This is a genomic window from Tsukamurella sp. USMM236, from assembly GCF_037148755.1.
In the GTDB taxonomy this organism is placed as follows: Bacteria; Actinomycetota; Actinomycetes; order Mycobacteriales; family Mycobacteriaceae; genus Tsukamurella.
The window spans coordinates 653,910-671,683 of the sequence record NZ_JBBCSS010000001.1; the positions used below are offsets into that span (position 1 = coordinate 653,910).

Here is a 17,774-nt window from a genome sequence, read left to right on the forward strand (position 1 = left end):
GAGCGATGCCCCGCCCGCCCGCGTCCCTCCCCGACTTCTGGTCCGCGCTCGCGCACGGAGGCGCGCTCTCGGGCAGCGCGATCGTCGACGTGGTCATCGACGGCCTCGACCGCGGCGCCCTGCACCCCGGCGACCTGCTGCCTTCCTCGCGGGCCCTCGCCGCCGGGCTGGGCGTCGCCCGGAACACGGTGATCGCCGCCTACGACACCCTCGCCGCCATGGGCGTCACGGCCACGGTCCCCGGCAGCGGCACCCGGATAGCCCCGGGCACCGACCGGTTCGCGCACGCGATGCACGCCGCGCCCGCGCCGCGGCGCGCGGAGGAGGCACCGTCGGAGACCTGGGATACGAGCCTGGTGCCGGGCGTGCCCGACGTGTCCCTCATCGACGAGCGGCGGTGGCGGCGGTCGTGGCGGCACGCGACCGCGCTCCAGCCCACGACGTCGGCGGCGCCGCACGTCGCGGCGCTTCAAGACGCCCTCGCCGTGCACCTGCGGCGCCGACGCGCGGTGCGGGCCGCGCCCGGCGATCTGCGCCTGTTCCCGGGCGTGAACCCGGCCCTGACCGCGATCGCCGGTGAACTCGGCACTCCGATCGCGGTGGAGACGCCCGGCTACCGGCGGGCCTTCGACGCCTTCCGCGCCACGGGCGGCGAGGTCGTGGGCGTGCCCGTCGACGCGGACGGACTGGTCGTCGATCGGCTGCCGCGCCGGCGGTGCCTCGTCTACACCACGCCGGCGCACCAGTACCCGACCGGCGTGCGGCTCTCGATGGCACGGCGGCTCGACCTCGTGGACTGGGCGCGGGCGACGGGGAGCGTGATCGTCGAGGACGACTACGACGGCGAGTTCTCCTACGACGTGGCGCCGCTGCCCGCGCTGCAGACCCTGGCGCCCGACCACGTCGTCTACCTCGGCACCGCCTCGAAGGCGCTGACCCCGCAGCTGCGGCTCGCGTGGACCGCTGTCCCCGAATCGCTGCGCGGGCTGCCGCACGCGGGGCACGGATCGAGCGCGGGCGTCGACGGCGCCGCGGCCTCGATGCTGGCCCACTTCCTCGACTCCGGCGCCTGGGACGCCCACGTAGCGCGGGCGGCCCGCACCTACGGGGCGCGGCGTGCCGCCGTCCGGCGGGCGCTCGCCGAGCACCTGCCGGACGCGCTCGTCCTCGGCGCCGATGCCGGGCTGCACCTCACCGTGGATATGGGCTCCGCGGCGGCGCTCGCCGCGGCGCGGGCGACGCTGGCCCGGCACCGCTACCGCGTGTCGACCCTCGCCGAGCACGCCCTGACCGACGGCGACGTCGCCGACACCGCGCTTCTGTTGTCGTTCGCGCTGATCCCCGAGACGCGGGCCGCGGCGGTCATCGCGCTGCTGGGCGCCTGACGCCGGCCGCGTCAGACCTGCTGCAGGCCGCGTACCCCGTCGCGGATGTCGAACGACGCCGCGGTCTCCACCGGCGCCCCGGGCTTCGAGACGTACGGCAGCACACGGTAATCCGCCCGGATGGTCTCGGGCGTGATCCGGGTGCTGATGTAGCCGCGCTGGTTGCGCAGCAGCCGGATGTGCGGGTTGTCGCGCAGCTGCGCCTGCTCCTTCTCGCTGTGCTCCGCGGAGCCGTCGCCGCCGCTGGTGATCGACGTGGCCGTCAGCTCGGAGGCCACGACGGCGTCGCCGCGCCGGATGTCGTTGGCGTAGTGGGTGTGCACGTCGCCGGTGAGCACCACGGGATTGCGGGTGCCCGCCGCCTGCCAGCCGTCCATCACCCGGTCGCGCGAACCGACGTAGCCGTCCCACGCGTCCGGGTTGTAGCCGGCGGCCTCGGTGGGGTCGTAGTCGATCGGTGCGAACATCACCTGCTGCCCCAGCACGTCCCAGCGGGCCTGCGAGGCGTGCAGCCCGTCGAGCAGCCAGCGCTCCTGCTCCGCGCCGGTGAGGCTGCGGGCGGGATTCCGGTTCTCCGGGTCGGTGGCGGGCACCTTGTCGTTCCCCACCTGATCGTCGCGGTACTGCCGGGTGTCCAGCATGTGGAAGGTGGCGAGGTCGCCCCACTGCACGCGCCGGTACAGGCGCAGCGACAGCCCGTTCGGCACCTGCGCGCGGCGCAGCGGCATGTTCTCGTAGTACGCCTGGAACGCCGCGCGGCGCCGCTCCAGGAAGTCGGGCTGCGGCTTCTCGGGCTTCTCGTAGACCTCGCCGGCCCAGTTGTTGTCGACCTCGTGGTCGTCCCACACGGCCACCCACGGCGCGGCGGCGTGCGCGAGCTGCAGGTCCGGATCGGACTTGTACTGCGCGTACCGCTGTCGGTAGTTCGCCAGCGTGACGGTCTCCGGGCCGCGATGGTCGCGCACGTTCCCGGTCTTGAGCTCGTAGCCGCCGGCCGCGTACTCGTACTGGTAGTCGCCGAGATGCAGGATCAGCTGCGGGCGCTCCTCGGCGAGGTGCCGGTACGCCGTGAAGTAGCCGTGCTCGTACTGCGAGCAGCTGGCGAAGGCCATCGCCAGCGGCGTCATCGCGCCGGGCTCCGGCGTGGTGTGCGTGCGCCCGGTCTGCGACAGCGCGCCCTCGGCGCGGAAGCGGTAGAAGTACTCCCGCCCGGGGCGCAGGCCCGCCAGCTCGACGTGCACGCTGTGCCCCGCCTCGGGCGCCGCCGTCGCGTCGCCGCGCTGCACGACCTTCGAGAACCGCTCGTCCTCGGCCACCTCCCACTGCACGGGGAAGGTGCGCGCCGGGATCCCGCCCATGCCGTCGTCGGCCAGCGGGTCGCGGGCGAGCCGGGTCCAGAGCACGGCACCGTCGGGCGTGGGATCGCCCGAGGCGACGCCGAGCGCGAAGAGGTCGCCGCGCGGCGTGGCGCTGGGCGAGGAGCTCGCGGCGGGATCGCCGCCCGGTGCGCAGCCGGCGCCCGCGAGCGCCGCCGCGCCCGCGGTGCCGAGGAGGAAGATACGACGGGAAACGAAAGGTGAGGGCATGCCTGCACCGTGCCCGCTCGGGGTGTCGTGGGCACGTCGCCGACATGAGCACCCGGTGAACGCGCCGCCGGGCGCGCGGCGCCGGCGCCGTCGGGGCACCGCTCAGCGGCGGGCGGCCTCGAAAGCGTCCCAGGCGCGACGGATCTCGGGGGAGGGGTCGTAGACGACGCGGTTGCGGTCGTCGATCACCAGCGTCGCGCGGGAGGTGCCGTTGTACGTCGGCCACTCGCCGGCGGGACGGCCGGTGCGCGCGAACGTGATCCAGTCGCGCTGCATGCCGTCGGAGACGCGCATCGCGATGCGGCGGTCGCCGAGCGCGCCGAGGACCCACCCCGTCGTGCCGTGGTAGACGCCGAAGACGGCCATCAGCTCGGAGGCGTGCGTCGCGCCGTAGCCCAGCAGGTCCAGCGTCTTCGGGGAGAAGTCGTAGCGGTAGAAGTACGTCGGCGCGTGCTTGGCGTGCGCCTGCGCGATCCGCAGCGACGGCGCCCAGAACATGAAGTCGCCGATGATCCGGTTCAGCGACGCGACGTCGGGGAAGCCCGGGTACGCGGCGGCCAGCCCGGCGAAGGCCTCCGGCGTGCCGCCGACGGTGTGCGCGGCGCGCTCGGCCGACGGCTTGCCCATGCCGGGCATCTTCGTGAACAGCGTGGCCTCGGTGCGGTTGGTGCCGATGATGAGCGGCACCTGCGCGCCCCGTCCGGCCGCGATGGCGACCTCCGGATCCTCCGGGAGGTAGTCACCGTCGACCGTGGGGCCGAAGGGCACCACGCCCAGCTGCTCCCGGTTGAGCTCGCCCATGAGGCGGTTGCCGGCGCGGCCCAGCTCCTCGGAGGTGGCGGTGTCGATCTGCTCGGGCCCGCCGACGATCTCCACGAAGCGCTTGCCCCAGCCGCGGGCGGTGACCGCGTCGACGGTGAGCTCGGGGGCCGAGCTCTGCGCGATGGCGCGGTGGAACAGCCCGCGCGCCGCGGGCGTCGCGAGCAGCGTGGTGACGGCGTTGCCGCCGGCGCTCTCGCCGAAGATCGTGACGTTGTCGGGGTCGCCGCCGAAGGCCGCGATGTTGCGGTGCACCCACTGCAGGGCCGCGACCTGGTCGCGCAGGCCGAGGTTCCCGTCGATCGGGCGCTCGTCGGTGGAGAAGTCCGTCAGGTCGAGGTAGCCGAGGGCGCCCAGGCGGTAGTTGATCGAGACGAAGACGACGTCGCCCCGCTCGACCAGCGAGTTGCCGTAGTACAGCGGCGTCGCCGAGCTGCCCATGAGGTAGGCGCCGCCGTGGATGAAGACCATCACCGGGCGCGGCGTCGTGGCCTCCCGCGCGGGGGCGACCACGTTGAGCGTGAGGGAGTCCTCGCTGGTGGGCTGGTACTCGCGGAAGCCGACCAGCGTGTACTTCTTGTTCTGCGGCGCGGCGGCGCTGAACTCCGTCGCCGCGCGGACCCCGTCCCACGGCTCGAGGGGCTGCGGCGCCCGGTAACGCAGCGGCCCGACGGGCGGCTGCGCGTAGGGGATGCCGCGGTAGGCGTGCACCGTCCGCTGGTCGCGGCCGGAGATCTCTCCGCTGTCGATACGCACCCGCGGGCCGTCGGTCATGGTCAGCCTTCCTCGGTGCCCGCCGCGTCGACGGCCGCGACCAGCGCCGCCATGTCGCGTTCGAAGGCGCGGACGATCGGCCACGGGTCGGGCACCTGCTTCTTGCAGGCGATCACACCGATGTTCAGTGTGCCCTCCTGCGAGAAGACCGTCACGTTGAGGCCCGCGCCGTGGAAGACCGGGCCCAGCGGGTACATCGAGTGGATCCGCGCGCCCAGGAAGTACAGGGGGATGTCGGGGCCCGGCACGTTGGAGATCACCAGGTTGTAGATCACGGGGTGCAGCTCGGGCAGGTTGTTGTCGCCGTAGAGCCGGGCGCCGAGCTGCATGATCGACGCCGGCGCGAACTGCGCCCAGGAGCGGAGCAGGTTGTCGTCCAGCTCGCCGTGGTGCTCCTTGCTCGTCGCGACCCGCTCGCGGATCGCCTCCAGTCGCGCGACAGGGGTGTCGACGTCCGTGGTCATCCGGGTGAACATGCCGGTGACCTTGTTGGTGCCCTCGGTGAGCGTCGCGCCGATCTCCGCCTCGTGCACGGAGACCGGGATCATCGCGACCAGCGGCTGCTCGGGAAGCTCGCCGCGGTCGTGCAGGAACTCGCGCATCGCGCCCGAGCAGGCCGCCAGCACGACGTCGTTGACCTTGACGCCGAAGTGGTCCTTGATCTTCTTCACGTCGGCCAGCGGCACGGAGGCGAAGGCGATCGCGCGGTGGCCGGTGATCGAGCTGTTGAGCGAGGTGCGCGGCGCGCTGAACGGGGCAGGCATGGCGGCGCCGCGGCGCGAGCGGGTCCACCAGCGCACCGGGACCGGGACGGTGCGCGGCAGCAGCGAGACCAGCGACAGCGGGCGGAGCAAGACGTTCTTCGCCCCGTCGGCGGCGAGGGCGAGCAGCGGCGCCCCGCCCGTCGACTTGTCCACCATCGCCGGGTCGAGCGCGGGCGGTTCGGGGGTCAGTGAGCACAGCTGGGCCATGAGGCCGGCGCCGGTCACCCCGTCGACGCCCGCGTGGTGCATGCGCATCATGATCGCGATCCGGCCGTCGGCCAGGCCCTCGATGACCCACATCTCCCACAGCGGCTTGCTGCGGTCCAGCGCCTGGCCGGCGATGTGCGCGCACAGGTCCGCGAGCTCCTGTTCGCCGCCCGGCGCGGGGACCGCGATGCGGTGCACGTGCGCCTCGATGTCGAAGGACTCGTCCTCCACCCACACGGGATGGTCCAGGTTGGCGACGGAGTCGTGCAGCTTGCGCCGGAACGCGGGCATGGCCGTGATCCGCCGCGCGAGCTCGCTGCGCAGGTCCTCGAACCGGTAGCCGCCCTCGACGGTGGCGGGGTCCAGCTCGAGGAGCCCGCTCACGTGCATGAGCTGGGACCGGGACTCCAGATACAGGAAGGAGGCGTCCAGTCCGCTGAGTCGTTCCATGGCTCTACTCCTACCGTGCGCGGCGCGGCCCCGGAAGTGGAACCTGTTCCACTATAGAAGTCCCGCGGCGCGCCGCGCACGCAGGCATGATGTCGGCAGGGGAGATCGAGGGCGAGGGGTCCGACGATGCTGCGACCGAGACGATCCGTACGACGGCGAGCGAGGCTGGGGGCGGTCGTCGTGCCGCTCGTCGTGGCCGTCGGGCTGACGGCGTGCTCCCGCCCTCCGGCGGAGGAACCACGGCAGCCGGTGCCGCCCGTGTCCGCGACCGCCGAGACCGTCTCGCTGGCCGCCGCTCCGGCCGCACCGAAGTGGAGTTACACACCGCCGAACCCGGGCCCGGACCAGCGGCTGCGAGGACCGATCGCCGGCGACGCGCGGCATGTCCTGATGGCCAGGTTCGTCGATCCGGGAGAGCCCCGCACCGCGTTCAAGCAGGTGGTCGACGTGGTCGACGCGACCACGGGCGTCGCGCGGCACGTCGTCGAAATCGGCTTCGACGTGGACAGCTGCGCGGTCGCGGGCAACGGACGGACGGCGCTCTGCGCCGAGCAGGACCTGGCAGGACGGTTCGCGGTGATCGACCTCGAGACCGGCGACCTGACCCCGGTCGCCGACGGGATACCGGGGAGCTCGGTGGTCGACGCCACCGACGACACCTACCTCGTGGTCGGACTCCCCGCAGGGTCGGAGGCCGGGACGCGGGTGCGCGTGCTCGGCGCCGACGGCGGCACCGTCTGGGACGCCACGGTGCGCGGGGTCCAACTCCTCCCCGGGGCCGGCGTCGTGGCCACCCGCAGCGCTTCGGATTCCGGGCGGACGACCGTCGAGGCGTACGCGCTCGACGACGGGCGCAAGGTACTGAGCCGGACGTTCGACGTGGCGCGGCCGACCGTCGCGGGGTACGCCGGCGGACTCGTGCTCGATGACGGCCGTCGGGCCGAGATCTACGACTCGCGGGGCCGCACGGTGGCCGCTGCGCCCGAGGGCTGGAGGGCGATGAGTAGCACCGCCCTGCTGGCCACCAGCAACGGACGGGTTCCATCGGTTCCCGTCCTCATCCACGCGGACCGGCCGGAGGTCGCCGCGTTCAGCCCGAACGACGGCGCCCAGCTGTGGAGCCGTGCGCTGCCCGATGCCGCGGACCGGTGCGGGCGGGCCGAGGGGGTGCAGGGCGTCGGCACGAAGGTGATCGTGAGCCTGCCCGTGCAGGACGCCGGGTCCTGCGCCGACCCGGCGGCGGCGAACGAGACCTTCGACGCCTATACCGGCGAACCCGGCCCGCGATTCCGGTTCGGCCCCAAGGACCAGGGCGTCGCCGTCGGTACCGACGGGACGCGCGTCGCCGTCGCGACGGGGTCCCTGCCGCGCACGCTGGCCGTGTGGGGACAGGGGCCGCAGCCGCTGTGGTCGCGCGAGTACCGCGACCGGTTCGGCGGCATGGTCTCGGTGCGTTCCTTCGGCGACGGGATCTACGCCGACACGCAGCGGGTCCTGTAGGTCGACCGGCCGTTCCGCGGCGAACGGCGAGGAAATCGCGTCCCGACTACGACGTGGTCCATGACGCCAGCAGGCGGGCACTGGCGTGGTAGTCGATACGGCCCTCGGCGATGCCGATGACGAGGTCGTAGGCGGGGTCCTCCGGGGCGTCCAGCGTCACGCCGTTGAGGCCGTAGAAGACGACCGTCGCGAGCCAGCCGAGCCGCTTGTTCCCGTCGATGAGCGGGTGGTTGCGGACGATCGACTCGAGGAGCGCCGCCGCCTGCTCGTCGAGCGTCGGATACGCGTCGTCGCCGAACACGGACGTCTGCGGGCGCAGCGCCGCCGATTCCAGGAGGCCGTGATCCCGAACGCCGGGCAATCCGGCCTGGTCGATGATGGTGAGCAGGAGCTCCAGGTCGAGGTGGGCCGTCACTGCGCGAGCCGGTCGAGCAGCGGGCCGTAGCGCGCGACCGCGTCCCGCGTGAGGCGGCGGACCTCGGAGTCGCGGTCCAGGCGCGCGGACTTCTCGCGGATCGCGCGGAGAGCCGCTTCCTGCTTGCTCACCCCCTCCGCCGCGGCGAGTGCGGTGAGGGCGGCGTCGTCGTCGTCGGTGAGGCGGAGGGTCATGGCCATACCCCGACGATACGCGCGGTGGTATCGAAGTGGTATCGCCTTTCGGGCGGCCCAACGGGGCGGTTTCCGCTGAACTCCTACACCCTGTAGTTGACGAGTTGCGCTCGTTTGGGACACTGGAGGTCGTGAGTTCCCCCATCGCCCCCGGTAGCGACACAGCGGCCCCGGCCAGCGCGGCCCTCTTCGAGCGCGCGGCCCGCTCCATCCCCGGCGGGGTGAACTCCCCGGTGCGCGCCTTCTCGGCCGTCGGCGGCACCCCGCGGTTCATCGTCTCGGCCTCCGGTTCGCAGCTCGTGGACGCCGACGGCAACCGCTACGTCGACCTCGTCTCCAGCTGGGGACCGATGATCCTGGGCCACGCGTACCCCGCCGTCGTCGACGCCGTGCAGCGCGCCGCCACCACCGGCCTGAGCTTCGGCGCTCCCACCGAGGCCGAGATCGCGCTGGCCGAGGAGATCATCGCCCGCGTCGCCCCCGTCGAGCGGGTGCGCCTGGTCAACTCCGGCACCGAGGCCACCATGAGCGCCGTGCGCCTGGCCCGCGGCGTCACCGGCCGCGCCAAGATCATCAAGTTCGCCGGCTGCTACCACGGCCACGTCGACGCGCTGCTCGCCGACGCCGGCTCCGGCGTCGCCACGCTCGGCCTTCCCACCAGCCCTGGCGTGACGGGCGCGCAGGCGGCCGACACCGTCGTCCTGCCCTACAACGACCTCGCCGCCGTGCGCGAGGCCTTCGCGCAGTACCCCGGGCAGATCGCCGCCGTCATCACCGAGGCCGCCGCCGGCAACATGGGCGCCGTCCCGCCGCAGCCGGGCTTCAACGAGGCCCTGCGCGAGATCACCAGGGCCGACGGTGCCCTCCTCATCCTCGACGAGGTCATGACGGGCTTCCGCGTGAGCAAGGCCGGCTGGTACGGCCTCGATCCCGTGGACGCCGACCTGTTCACCTTCGGCAAGGTCATGTCGGGCGGGCTGCCCGCCGCGGCCTTCGGCGGCTCCGCCGACGTGATGGGCCACCTCGCGCCGCTCGGCCCCGTCTACCAGGCCGGCACGCTGTCCGGGAACCCCGTCGCCGTGGCCGCGGGCCTCGCGACGCTGCAGCACGCCACCGACGAGGTGTACGCCAAGCTCAACGCCAACTCGATCCGCCTCGGCGGGCTCATCGGCGACGCGCTCACCGCGGAGGGCGTGCGGCACCACGTCCAGTACGCGGGCAACCTCGTCTCCGTCTTCTTCACCGACGGGCCCGTCAAGGACTACGCCCAGGCCAAGGGCGCCGAGACCTTCCGCTTCGCGCCCTTCTTCCACGCCCTGCTCGAGCAGGGGATCTACCCGCCGCCCAGCGCCTTCGAGGCGTGGTTCGTCTCCGCCGCGCTCAGCGACGACGATTTCGCATCCATCGAGGCGGCGCTGCCCGCCGCCGCCCGCGCCGCCGCCGCGGCGACGCAGTAGGAGACCCAGATGACCCAGACGATCGTGCACGTCATGCGGCACGGCGAGGTGCACAACCCCGACGGCATCCTCTACGGCCGCCTCCCCGGGTTCTGCCTGTCCGAGAAGGGCCGGGCGCAGGCGCAGACGGTGGCCGACGCGCTCGCCGACCACGACATCACCGCCGTATTCGCTTCGCCGCTGCAGCGCGCCCAGGAGACCGCGACCCCCATCGCCGCGTCGCACGGGCTGCCGATCATCACCGACGACGAGCTCATCGAGGCGGGTAACCAGTTCGAGGGCCTCAAGGTGGCCGTCGGCGACGGTGCCCTGCGCCAGCCCAAGCACTGGGCCAAGCTGCGCGATCCCTTCACCCCGTCGTGGGGCGAGCCGTACCTGCAGATTGCGCACCGCATGGTCGGCGTCGTCGACATCGCGCGCGACCGGGCCCGCGGCCACGAGGCCGTCCTCGTGAGCCACCAGCTGCCCGTCGTGACCCTGCGCCGCCAGCTCGAGGGCAAGCGCCTCTGGCACGACCCGCGCAACCGGCAGTGCTCCCTCGCCTCGCTCACCAGCCTCGTCTACGACGGCGACGAGCTCGTCGACATCGTGTACTCCGAGCCGGCGGGCGCCACCGACCCGCTGGTGCGCGGCGCGTGAGGCTCGCCCGCCGCGCCGCCGCCCTCGTGGTCGCCGGCGCGGTCGCCTTCGGCGCGTCCGGCTGCGTCCAGCTCTCCGACCAGGCCGCCAAGGGCGGCGTGATCGCCCCCGGCGGCAAGGTCCGGCAGTTCTACGAGCCCGGGCAGCGCAGCACCGTCGAGAACCTGTCCGGGCGCAGCGTGACCGACCCGAACACCACGATCAAGCTCTCCGACTACGCCGGCAAGGTCGTCGTCATCAACGTCTGGGGCAGCTGGTGCGCCCCGTGCCGCCTCGAATCGCCCGAGCTCGAGCGCACCTTCGTCGCCACCAAGGACAAGGGCGTGCAGTTCCTCGGCATCAACGTGCGCGAGACCGCTGGCGACGACGCCGCCCGCGACTTCATCGGCTCGCAGGGCCTGACCTACCCGTCGATCTACGACCCGCCCGGCAAGACGCTGCTGGCCATCGGCGAGCAGTACCCGACCACCGTCGTGCCGATGACCTTCGTCCTCGACCGGCAGCACCGCGTGGCGGCGTCCTACCTGACCACCGTCGGCGAGAAGGAACTCACGGACACCATCGAGAAGGTGCTGGGGGAGGGCTGATGGGAGAGGCCTTCGCCACCGCGGCCGTCTCGGGCCCGCTGCTGCTCGCGCTCGGCGCGTGCCTGCTCGCGGGGCTCGTGTCGTTCGCCTCGCCGTGCATCGTCCCGCTCGTGCCGGGCTACCTGTCGTACCTGGCCGGGCTCGTCGGGGCCGAGGCCCCGGCCGCCACCGTCGACGAGGCGAAGGCGGGCGTGCGGGCGGGCCGGTGGCGCGTCATGGGCGCCGCGATCCTGTTCGTCGCCGGCTTCACCGCCGTCTTCCTGCTGATGACGATGTCGGTCTTCGGGCTCGCCACGTCGATCCGGCTCAACGCCGACACCCTGATGCGGATCGGCGGCGTCGTCACCATCGTCATGGGCCTCGCCTTCATCGGCCTGGTCCCGATGCTCGAGCGCGACGTCCGGTTCGCGCCGCGGCAGTGGACCACCCTCGCGGGCGCGCCGCTGCTCGGCGGCGTCTTCGCGCTCGGCTGGACGCCGTGCATCGGCCCGACGCTGGCGGGGATCCTGTCCATCGTCGTCGGCACCGACGCCGAGCCCGCCCGCGGCGCGATCCTCATCGTGGCCTACTGCGCGGGGCTCGGCCTGCCCTTCATCGTCCTGGCCCTCGGGTCGACGGTGGCCGTCCGCGCCGTCGGGTGGCTGCGCCGCAACTCGCGCCGCATCCAGATCTTCGGCGGCGTGCTGATGATCGCCGTCGGCGTCGCGCTGGTCACCGGCTACTGGGCCGAGTTCATCGACCTCGTCCGCCGCCTCTTCGTCTCGAACACAGTGATGCCGATCTGATGAGTACCCCCGTCAAGCAGTCCCCGCCCCGCCGCGCCCTCGCCGCGGTCCGCAACACGTGGCGCTCGCTCACGTCGATGAAGACCGCGCTGGTCCTGCTGTTCCTGCTGGCCGTCGCCGCCATGCCCGGCGCGCTGCTGCCCCAGCGCGACGTCGACTCCGCCGCCACCGCGAAGTGGATCGACGACCACGGGACGCTCGGCGAGATCATGGACAAGCTGCAGTTCTTCGGCGTCTTCAAGTCGGTGTGGTTCACGTCGATCTACGCGCTGCTGTTCGTCTCGCTCGTCGGCTGCATCGTGCCGCGCTGCTTCGAGCACTTCCGCGCCCTGCGCACCCCGCCCGTCGCGACGCCGCGCAACCTGTCCCGGCTGCCGCGACACACCACCCGCGAGAGCGACCAGGACCCGGAGGCCGCCGCGCAGACGGTGCTCGCCGGCCTGCGCGGCTGGCGCAAGATCTCCCGCCCCGGCGGTGCGAACGAGGCCGAGGGCACCGTCACCGTCTCCGCCGAGAAGGGCTACCTCCGCGAGGCCGGCAACCTGGTCTTCCACATCTCGCTGGTGGGCATCCTCATCGCGATCGGCGTCGGCCAGCAGTTCTCCTACGAGGGCTCGCGCATCGTGATCGCGGGCGACGACGGCTTCTGCAACACCTCGTCGAACTACGACAACTTCCGCGCCGGCAACCTCGTCGACGGGACCGGGCTCGCGCCCTTCTGCCTCAAGGCCGACGAGGTGCAGGCCACCTTCCTGCCGAACGCGCAGCCCGACATGTTCCGCACGATCGCCTCCTACCAGGACGGCGAGGCGCTGCAGACCGAAACCTGGAAGAAGTACGACATCGAGGTGAACAAGCCGCTCCGGATGGACGGCGTGCGGGTCTACATGCTGGGCCACGGCTACGCCGGCACCTTCACCGTGACCTACCCGAACGGCGCCGTCCGCACGCAGACCATGCAGTTCGCGCCGCAGGACAAGATCAACTTCCTCTCCTCCGGCGCCCTGCGCTTCGACCCGCCGGCCGCGCTGTACCCCACCGAGGACGAGCGGCGCACCAAGCAGATCGGGATCGAGGGGCTGCTCGCCCCCACCAAGCAGCTCGACGGGACGCTGCTCACCTCGCGGTTCCCCGCGCCGAACGATCCGGCCGTCGCGATCGACATCTACCAGGGCGACACCGGCCTCGACACCGGCAAGCCGCAGAACATCTTCTCGCTCAGCCGCGATCAGATCGACTCCGGCCGGCTGTCGAAGAAGGCGCGCGTGAACCTGACCGTCGGGCAGTCGACCACGATCGAGGACGGCACCCAGGTGCGGTTCGACGGGGTCACGAACTTCGCGGCCCTGCAGGTCAGCCACAACCCGGCGCAGAACTGGACGCTGGTCTTCGCGATCGGGATGCTGGGCGGGCTCATCGTCTCGCTCACCGTGCGGCGCCGGCGGGTGTTCGTGCGGCTGACCCCGCGCGAGGGCGGCGGTACCGTGATGGAGATCGCCGGACTGGCCCGCACCGACGAGGCCGGATGGACCGAGGACTTCGAAGCACTGGCCGACCGCCTGGTCGGTCCCGACGGTGAGAAAGTGGCGTGACCATGGGAACCGAGACGAACGTCGACCTGGCGAACTTCGCCGACGTGCTGTTCACCAGCGCGACCGGGATCTACGCGCTCGCGCTGGTCCTGATGGTCATCGAGCTCGCCACGTCGCGCGTGGACGCGACGGCCGCGCGCGACCGCGAGCGCGAACTCGTCGCCGCGGGCGGCGGCCCGATCGCCACCGACTCCACCCCCGGGCGGGTCGTCGACGACGGTCCGCGTCGCACGAAGTCCGAGCGGATCGGCCGGATGGGCTACGCCCTGGTGGTCGCGGGCCTGCTCGTGCACGTCTCCTCGATCGTGCTGCGCGGCGTCGCCACGGGCCGCATGCCCTGGGGCAACATGTACGAGTTCATGTCCATCATGTGCGCGGGCGCGGTCCTGGCCTCGCTGGTGCTGCTGCGCAAGCCCGAGGCCCGTCCGATCCTCGGCTTCGTGCTGGTCCCGATCCTGATCTTCATGTTCGTCGCGGAGGGCGTGCTGTACACGACCGCCGGCCCCGTGGTGCCCTCGCTGAAGTCGTACTGGCTCGCGATCCACGTCTCGATCGTGTCGATCGGCGCCGGCATCTTCCTGGTCTCCGGCGTCGCCAGCCTGCTGTACCTGATCCGCCGCCGGTACGAGCTGCCCGACGGTTCCGTCTCCGTCACCTCCGGCGTCGGCGGCCGGCTGCTGCAGGCCATCCCGTCCACGCAGGTGCTCGACCGCGTGGCGTACGGCACCGTGATCGTCGCCTTCCCGCTGTTCAGCGCGGGCGTGATCTGCGGCGCTGTCTGGGCCGAGGCGGCGTGGGGCCGACCGTGGGGGTGGGACCCGAAGGAGACCACCTCGTTCATCGCGTGGGTCCTCTACGCGGCGTACCTGCACGCGCGGGCGACGTCGGTGTGGCGCAAGGCCGCGCCCTACCTGAACATCCTCGGCTTCGCCGTGATCGTCTTCAACCTGTTCATCATCAACTACTTCGCGACGGGCAGCCTGCACTCCTACGCCGGCTGAGTCCGCGCCGGGTACCCGCGTACGACAAGGGCGCCGCCCCGCCGAGGATCTCGGTGGAGCGGCGCCCTTCGTCGTGTGCGGGGGCTACGCCGTGGTGTTTTGGTTCAACAGAGCAAAGACTTCCGATGCGCGGAAGCGACGGTGCCCGCCGGGCGTGCGGACGGAGCCGAGAAGGCCCGCACCGGCCCATCGGGTGACCGTTTTGGGGTTCACGTTGAACAGCGCGGCCACCTGGCCTGGGGTCATGAGTCGCTCGGGCTGACGGGGAGCAGCGGCCCGGGGGTCCGCTGCGCGCTGGGCGAGGTTCGGGTGTGCCGTGGTCATGATGCCCAGTATGCAGCGATTTGCCCGAGTACTCGAACCTCTATCCGAGTGCCAAGAATTGGTAAAGTCGTATTTCGGACGGGGAGTAAGCTCTTGGTCATGACCGATACGGGTACGGCCAAGCGGGCGCTGGCACGCGACATCTTTTTCTATACGCTGTTCCGCCTGGGGCTCGTCGTCGTCGTCTTCGCGGTGCTCTACGGGCTCGGCATGCTGTTCCTCGACGAGGTGCCGCCCGTTCCCGTGTTCCTGTTCGCGCTCGTGGTGTCCCTGCCGCTGTCGATGGTGCTCGGCAAGAAGCTGCGTACCCGGGTGAACGAGAGCGCCGCCGTGATCGACGAGGCGCGCAAGGAGAATCGCGACGACTTCCGGCGGCGGCTGCAGGGCGTGGACGAGTGACGACCGTCGTTCACGACCGGTCCGCGGACCGGTCCTGGGTCGACAACGCCGTCCGGCTGATCGAGGCCGACGCGCGCCGCAGCGCCGACACCCACCTGCTGCGCTTCCCGCTGGAGGAGTGGGCGCGGGGCGCGGGGATCGACCTGTACCTCAAGGACGAGACCACGCACATCACGGGCAGCCTGAAGCACCGTCTGGCCCGATCCCTGTTCCTGTACTCCCTGTGCAACGGGTGGGTGCGCGAGGGCACGACGGTGATCGAGGCCTCGTCGGGCTCGACGGCGGTGTCCGAGGCGTACTTCGCGAAGCTGCTGGGCCTGCCGTTCATCGCCGTGATGACGAAGTCGACGTCGCCGGCGAAGGTGGCGCTGATCGAGCGCGAGGGCGGCACGTGCCACTTCGTGGACCGCGCCGACGAGGTGTACACCGAGGCCGCGCGGCTCGCGCACGAGCGCGGCGGGCACTACATGGACCAGTTCACCCACGCCGAGTGCGCGACGGACTGGCGGGGCAACAACAACATCGCCGAGTCGATCTTCTCGCAGCTCTCCCTCGAGGATCACCCGGAGCCGGCGTGGATCGTGGTCGGCGCGGGCACCGGCGGCACGTCGGCGACCATCGGCCGCTACATCCGCTACCGCCGGCACGCGACCCGCCTCTGCGTCGTGGACCCGGAGAACTCCAGCTTCCTGCCCGGCTACGTCGCCGGCGACTGCACGGTGCAGACGGGGCAGTCCTCCCGCATCGAGGGCATCGGCCGCCCGCGCGTGGAACCCTCGTTCATCCCGGAGATCGTCGATCGCATGGTGGGCGTGCCCGACGCCGGCTCGATCGCCGCGGCGCGGATCGCCTCGTCGATGCTCGGCCGCCGCGTGGGCGGCTCCACCGGCACCAACCTCTGGGGCGCCTTCGGCGTGATCGCCGAGATGCTGCAGGCCGGCCGGTCCGGCAGCGTCGTCACCCTCCTCGCCGACGACGGTGACCGCTACCTCGACACCTACTTCGACGACGCCTGGGTGCAGTCCCGCGGCTTCGACCTCATCCCGCCCACGCTCACCGTCGAGCGCTTCCTGGCCGACGGGTCCTGGCGGGAGTAGTGCCGGCCGCGCCTGAAATCGGTCGGTAGCGATGCGCGCGAGGGATGCGCTGCACGCATCACCCTGTTTTCCCAGGTCAAAAGGGTGTTTATCAGGGTGGTGATGCGCGGAACGCATCGCCGCTCGTTCCGGGCGTCGCGTCCGCGGCGCGGCGACGTCGCGATGTTCCGACAGAGCGAACAAGGGTGATGCGCCTCGTGCATCACCCACCAGAAAAAGTATCCTTGACCTGCGGGTATCCGTGATGCGCGTGGCGCATCGCGGATGTGAAGAACCACGCCGGGTCCGGACGATGAGGTCGGCCCTCGGCCGTCGATTTTCTGTCAGGGGTGGGAGTTACCGTCCCGACATGTCCGATATCGAACGACTCAGACTGGTGGCGGCCGTGGCCGGCACGCACAGCATGCACGAGGCGGCGCGGGCGCACGGCGTGGCGCAATCGACCGTGACGAGGGCGGTCGCCGCGACGGAGCAGATGGTCGGCATGCAGCTCTTCCGGCGGGGCACGTCGGGCGCGCAGCTCGCCGCCGGCGCCCGGACCGCGATCACCCTCATCGAGCGGATCGTCGCCGCGTACGACGAACTCGCTGCCCTCGGTGGCGGTGCCGCTGCGGCGGGCCTCAGGTTCGTCCACCGCCAGGGCGTCCCGATTCCGGACCGCCTCGACGGCGCGATCGTCCGCTGGAACCGGGCCGAATCCGTCCGCGCCGAACTGGTCCTCGACGACGATCCGCTCGGAGCGGTGCGCGCGGGCCGGGCCGAGTTCGCCGTCGAGCGATTCGATCGGCAGGAGAAGCACGATCTCGAGGGCGAGGTCATCCGACTCACCCGGTTGGACCGTGTGGAGCTGCTCAATCGGCCGGCCCCGTCGGACACCGTGCGGGCCTTCCTGACGTTCCTCGGCTGAGCTACGCGCCCAGGAACAGCCCGACCGCGGCGCCGATGGACCAGACGAGCATCGCCAGGCCGGTCTGGGCGAGCGCGGGAATGAGCGCGGGGCCCTGGCCGCCGCGGGTCACGGGCAGCGCGGCGCGGACGGCGAGCGGAGCGGAGGCGAGGGAGAGGAGTGCCCACGGGGTGGCGACGGCGGCGAGGGCGAGGCCCAGCACGGTCGGGACGGCGACGAGGACCGAGAACAGGACGCGGGTGCGGGAGTCGCCGAGGCGGACGGCGAGGGTGATCTTGCCGGACTCGCGGTCGGTGGGGATGTCGCGCAGGTTGTTGGCGACGAGCACCGCCGAGCTGTACGAGCCCACCGCGCACGCGGCGAGCACACCGGCCGCGTCGATCCGCCCGGCCTGCACGAACTCGGTACCCAGCACCGCGACCAGGCCGAAGAACACGAACACCGCGATCTCGCCGAAGCCGAGGTAGCCGTAGGGCTTCTTCCCGCCGGTGTAGAACCACGCCCCGGCCACGCACGCCAGGCCCACGAGGATCAGCCACGGCGCCGAGGTCAGCGACAGCACCACGCCGGCGACCCCGCCGACGCCGAAGCACGCGAACGCCGCGCGCTTCACGGCGGCGGGGGAGGCCAGCCCGGACCCGACGAGCCGCAGCGGGCCGACGCGCTCGTCGTCGGTGCCGCGGATGCCGTCGGAGTAGTCGTTGGCGAAGTTCACGCCGAGGATCAGCGACAGCGAGACCACCAGCGCCAGGAGCGCCTTCCACCAGACCGCCTCGCCGAGGAAGCCCGCCGCCCCCGTACCCGCGATCACCGGGGCGATCGCGTTCGGGAGCGTGCGGGGGCGGGCCCCTTCGAGCCACTGCGCTGCGGTTGCCATGCGCCCAGCCTATGC

General features: G+C 72.1%; 18 protein-coding genes. 11 read left to right on the forward strand and 7 right to left on the reverse strand.

The window, feature by feature from the left end:
* The first annotated feature begins 5 nt into the window (after window positions 1–5).
* Complete coding sequence (locus WFK95_RS03075; protein ID WP_336669855.1) at window positions 6–1,385, forward strand: aminotransferase-like domain-containing protein; 1,380 nt, start codon at window positions 6–8, stop codon at window positions 1,383–1,385.
* 11 nt (window positions 1,386–1,396) lie between these two features.
* On the opposite strand, the gene WFK95_RS03080 is transcribed toward WFK95_RS03075, so the two are convergent.
* The 3 genes from WFK95_RS03080 to WFK95_RS03090 form a co-directional block, all read right to left on the reverse strand.
* Window positions 1,397–2,971 carry an alkaline phosphatase D family protein gene (locus WFK95_RS03080; RefSeq protein WP_336669856.1) on the reverse strand — a complete coding sequence of 525 codons (1,575 nt, stop codon included), beginning with the start codon at window positions 2,969–2,971 and terminating at the stop codon, window positions 1,397–1,399.
* A gap of 102 nt (window positions 2,972–3,073) precedes the next feature.
* Entirely contained in the window at window positions 3,074–4,564 is a 1,491-nt protein-coding gene (locus WFK95_RS03085) for a carboxylesterase/lipase family protein (RefSeq protein ID WP_336669857.1), read from the reverse strand.
* 2 nt (window positions 4,565–4,566) lie between these two features.
* Complete coding sequence (locus WFK95_RS03090) at window positions 4,567–5,985, reverse strand: WS/DGAT/MGAT family O-acyltransferase (RefSeq protein WP_224647556.1); 1,419 nt, start codon at window positions 5,983–5,985, stop codon at window positions 4,567–4,569.
* Between the two features lie 180 nt (window positions 5,986–6,165).
* On the opposite strand from WFK95_RS03090, the gene WFK95_RS03095 reads away from it, so the two are divergent.
* A complete protein-coding gene (locus WFK95_RS03095) occupies window positions 6,166–7,485 on the forward strand; it encodes a hypothetical protein (protein ID WP_336669858.1) in 1,320 nt (439 codons plus the stop codon).
* A gap of 46 nt (window positions 7,486–7,531) precedes the next feature.
* On the opposite strand, the gene WFK95_RS03100 is transcribed toward WFK95_RS03095, so the two are convergent.
* Window positions 7,532–7,900, reverse strand: coding sequence for a type II toxin-antitoxin system death-on-curing family toxin (locus WFK95_RS03100; RefSeq protein WP_336669859.1), 369 nt, complete (start codon window positions 7,898–7,900; stop codon window positions 7,532–7,534).
* A complete protein-coding gene (locus tag WFK95_RS03105; protein WP_336669860.1) occupies window positions 7,897–8,100 on the reverse strand; it encodes a CopG family transcriptional regulator in 204 nt (67 codons plus the stop codon). The genes WFK95_RS03100 and WFK95_RS03105 overlap by 4 nt, the downstream gene beginning before the upstream one ends.
* Window positions 8,101–8,225: 125 nt before the next feature.
* On the opposite strand from WFK95_RS03105, the gene hemL reads away from it, so the two are divergent.
* From hemL to ccsB, 6 genes are read left to right on the forward strand one after another with little or no spacing between them, the layout of a single operon-like run.
* Window positions 8,226–9,551: a glutamate-1-semialdehyde 2,1-aminomutase gene (gene hemL, locus WFK95_RS03110; protein ID WP_336669861.1), complete on the forward strand. Its 1,326-nt coding sequence runs from the start codon at window positions 8,226–8,228 to the stop codon at window positions 9,549–9,551.
* Window positions 9,552–9,560: 9 nt separating this feature from the next.
* Window positions 9,561–10,190 carry a histidine phosphatase family protein gene (locus WFK95_RS03115; RefSeq protein ID WP_336669862.1) on the forward strand — a complete coding sequence of 210 codons (630 nt, stop codon included), beginning with the start codon at window positions 9,561–9,563 and terminating at the stop codon, window positions 10,188–10,190.
* A complete protein-coding gene (locus WFK95_RS03120) occupies window positions 10,187–10,777 on the forward strand; it encodes a TlpA disulfide reductase family protein (RefSeq protein WP_224647566.1) in 591 nt (196 codons plus the stop codon). Before WFK95_RS03115 ends, WFK95_RS03120 begins: the two co-directional genes overlap by 4 nt.
* The gene (locus WFK95_RS03125) at window positions 10,777–11,562 is read left to right on the forward strand and encodes a cytochrome c biogenesis CcdA family protein (RefSeq protein ID WP_336669863.1); all 786 of its coding nucleotides are present in this window, start codon (window positions 10,777–10,779) and stop codon (window positions 11,560–11,562) included. Before WFK95_RS03120 ends, WFK95_RS03125 begins: the two co-directional genes overlap by 1 nt.
* The gene (resB, locus tag WFK95_RS03130; RefSeq protein WP_224647568.1) at window positions 11,562–13,154 is read left to right on the forward strand and encodes a cytochrome c biogenesis protein ResB; all 1,593 of its coding nucleotides are present in this window, start codon (window positions 11,562–11,564) and stop codon (window positions 13,152–13,154) included. Before WFK95_RS03125 ends, resB begins: the two co-directional genes overlap by 1 nt.
* Window positions 13,155–13,156: 2 nt before the next feature.
* Window positions 13,157–14,155 carry a c-type cytochrome biogenesis protein CcsB gene (gene ccsB / locus WFK95_RS03135; protein WP_224647610.1) on the forward strand — a complete coding sequence of 333 codons (999 nt, stop codon included), beginning with the start codon at window positions 13,157–13,159 and terminating at the stop codon, window positions 14,153–14,155.
* A gap of 84 nt (window positions 14,156–14,239) precedes the next feature.
* On the opposite strand, the gene WFK95_RS03140 is transcribed toward ccsB, so the two are convergent.
* Window positions 14,240–14,401 carry a BldC family transcriptional regulator gene (locus tag WFK95_RS03140; protein ID WP_074850913.1) on the reverse strand — a complete coding sequence of 54 codons (162 nt, stop codon included), beginning with the start codon at window positions 14,399–14,401 and terminating at the stop codon, window positions 14,240–14,242.
* Between the two features lie 177 nt (window positions 14,402–14,578).
* Here WFK95_RS03140 and WFK95_RS03145 point away from each other — a divergent pair, with 177 nt between their 5' ends.
* The 3 genes from WFK95_RS03145 (at window position 14,579) to WFK95_RS03155 (ending at window position 16,882) form a co-directional block, all read left to right on the forward strand.
* Window positions 14,579–14,878, forward strand: coding sequence for a DUF4229 domain-containing protein (locus tag WFK95_RS03145; protein ID WP_336669864.1), 300 nt, complete (start codon window positions 14,579–14,581; stop codon window positions 14,876–14,878).
* Window positions 14,875–15,975, forward strand: a complete 1,101-nt coding sequence (locus WFK95_RS03150) for a PLP-dependent cysteine synthase family protein (RefSeq protein ID WP_224647570.1) — start codon at window positions 14,875–14,877, stop codon at window positions 15,973–15,975. Before WFK95_RS03145 ends, WFK95_RS03150 begins: the two co-directional genes overlap by 4 nt.
* A gap of 349 nt (window positions 15,976–16,324) precedes the next feature.
* Window positions 16,325–16,882 carry a LysR family transcriptional regulator gene (locus WFK95_RS03155; protein ID WP_224647571.1) on the forward strand — a complete coding sequence of 186 codons (558 nt, stop codon included), beginning with the start codon at window positions 16,325–16,327 and terminating at the stop codon, window positions 16,880–16,882.
* 1 nt (window position 16,883) lies between these two features.
* Here WFK95_RS03155 and WFK95_RS03160 read toward each other — a convergent pair whose 3' ends face one another.
* Window positions 16,884–17,759: a 1,4-dihydroxy-2-naphthoate polyprenyltransferase gene (locus tag WFK95_RS03160; RefSeq protein ID WP_224647572.1), complete on the reverse strand. Its 876-nt coding sequence runs from the start codon at window positions 17,757–17,759 to the stop codon at window positions 16,884–16,886.
* Window positions 17,760–17,774 lie beyond the last annotated feature (15 nt).

Coding starts and splice junctions, on each gene's coding strand:
- WFK95_RS03140 (WP_074850913.1), bottom strand. CDS start 14,401: ATGACCCCAGGCCAGGTGGCCGCGCTGTTCAACGTGAACCCCAAAACG.
- WFK95_RS03145 (WP_336669864.1), top strand. CDS start 14,579: ATGACCGATACGGGTACGGCCAAGCGGGCGCTGGCACGCGACATCTTT.
- WFK95_RS03115 (WP_336669862.1), top strand. CDS start 9,561: ATGACCCAGACGATCGTGCACGTCATGCGGCACGGCGAGGTGCACAAC.
- WFK95_RS03075 (WP_336669855.1), top strand. CDS start 6: ATGCCCCGCCCGCCCGCGTCCCTCCCCGACTTCTGGTCCGCGCTCGCG.
- WFK95_RS03160 (WP_224647572.1), bottom strand. CDS start 17,759: ATGGCAACCGCAGCGCAGTGGCTCGAAGGGGCCCGCCCCCGCACGCTC.
- WFK95_RS03125 (WP_336669863.1), top strand. CDS start 10,777: ATGGGAGAGGCCTTCGCCACCGCGGCCGTCTCGGGCCCGCTGCTGCTC.
- WFK95_RS03080 (WP_336669856.1), bottom strand. CDS start 2,971: ATGCCCTCACCTTTCGTTTCCCGTCGTATCTTCCTCCTCGGCACCGCG.
- WFK95_RS03085 (WP_336669857.1), bottom strand. CDS start 4,564: ATGACCGACGGCCCGCGGGTGCGTATCGACAGCGGAGAGATCTCCGGC.
- WFK95_RS03105 (WP_336669860.1), bottom strand. CDS start 8,100: ATGGCCATGACCCTCCGCCTCACCGACGACGACGACGCCGCCCTCACC.
- ccsB (WP_224647610.1), top strand. CDS start 13,157: ATGGGAACCGAGACGAACGTCGACCTGGCGAACTTCGCCGACGTGCTG.
- WFK95_RS03155 (WP_224647571.1), top strand. CDS start 16,325: ATGTCCGATATCGAACGACTCAGACTGGTGGCGGCCGTGGCCGGCACG.
- WFK95_RS03090 (WP_224647556.1), bottom strand. CDS start 5,985: ATGGAACGACTCAGCGGACTGGACGCCTCCTTCCTGTATCTGGAGTCC.
- resB (WP_224647568.1), top strand. CDS start 11,562: ATGAGTACCCCCGTCAAGCAGTCCCCGCCCCGCCGCGCCCTCGCCGCG.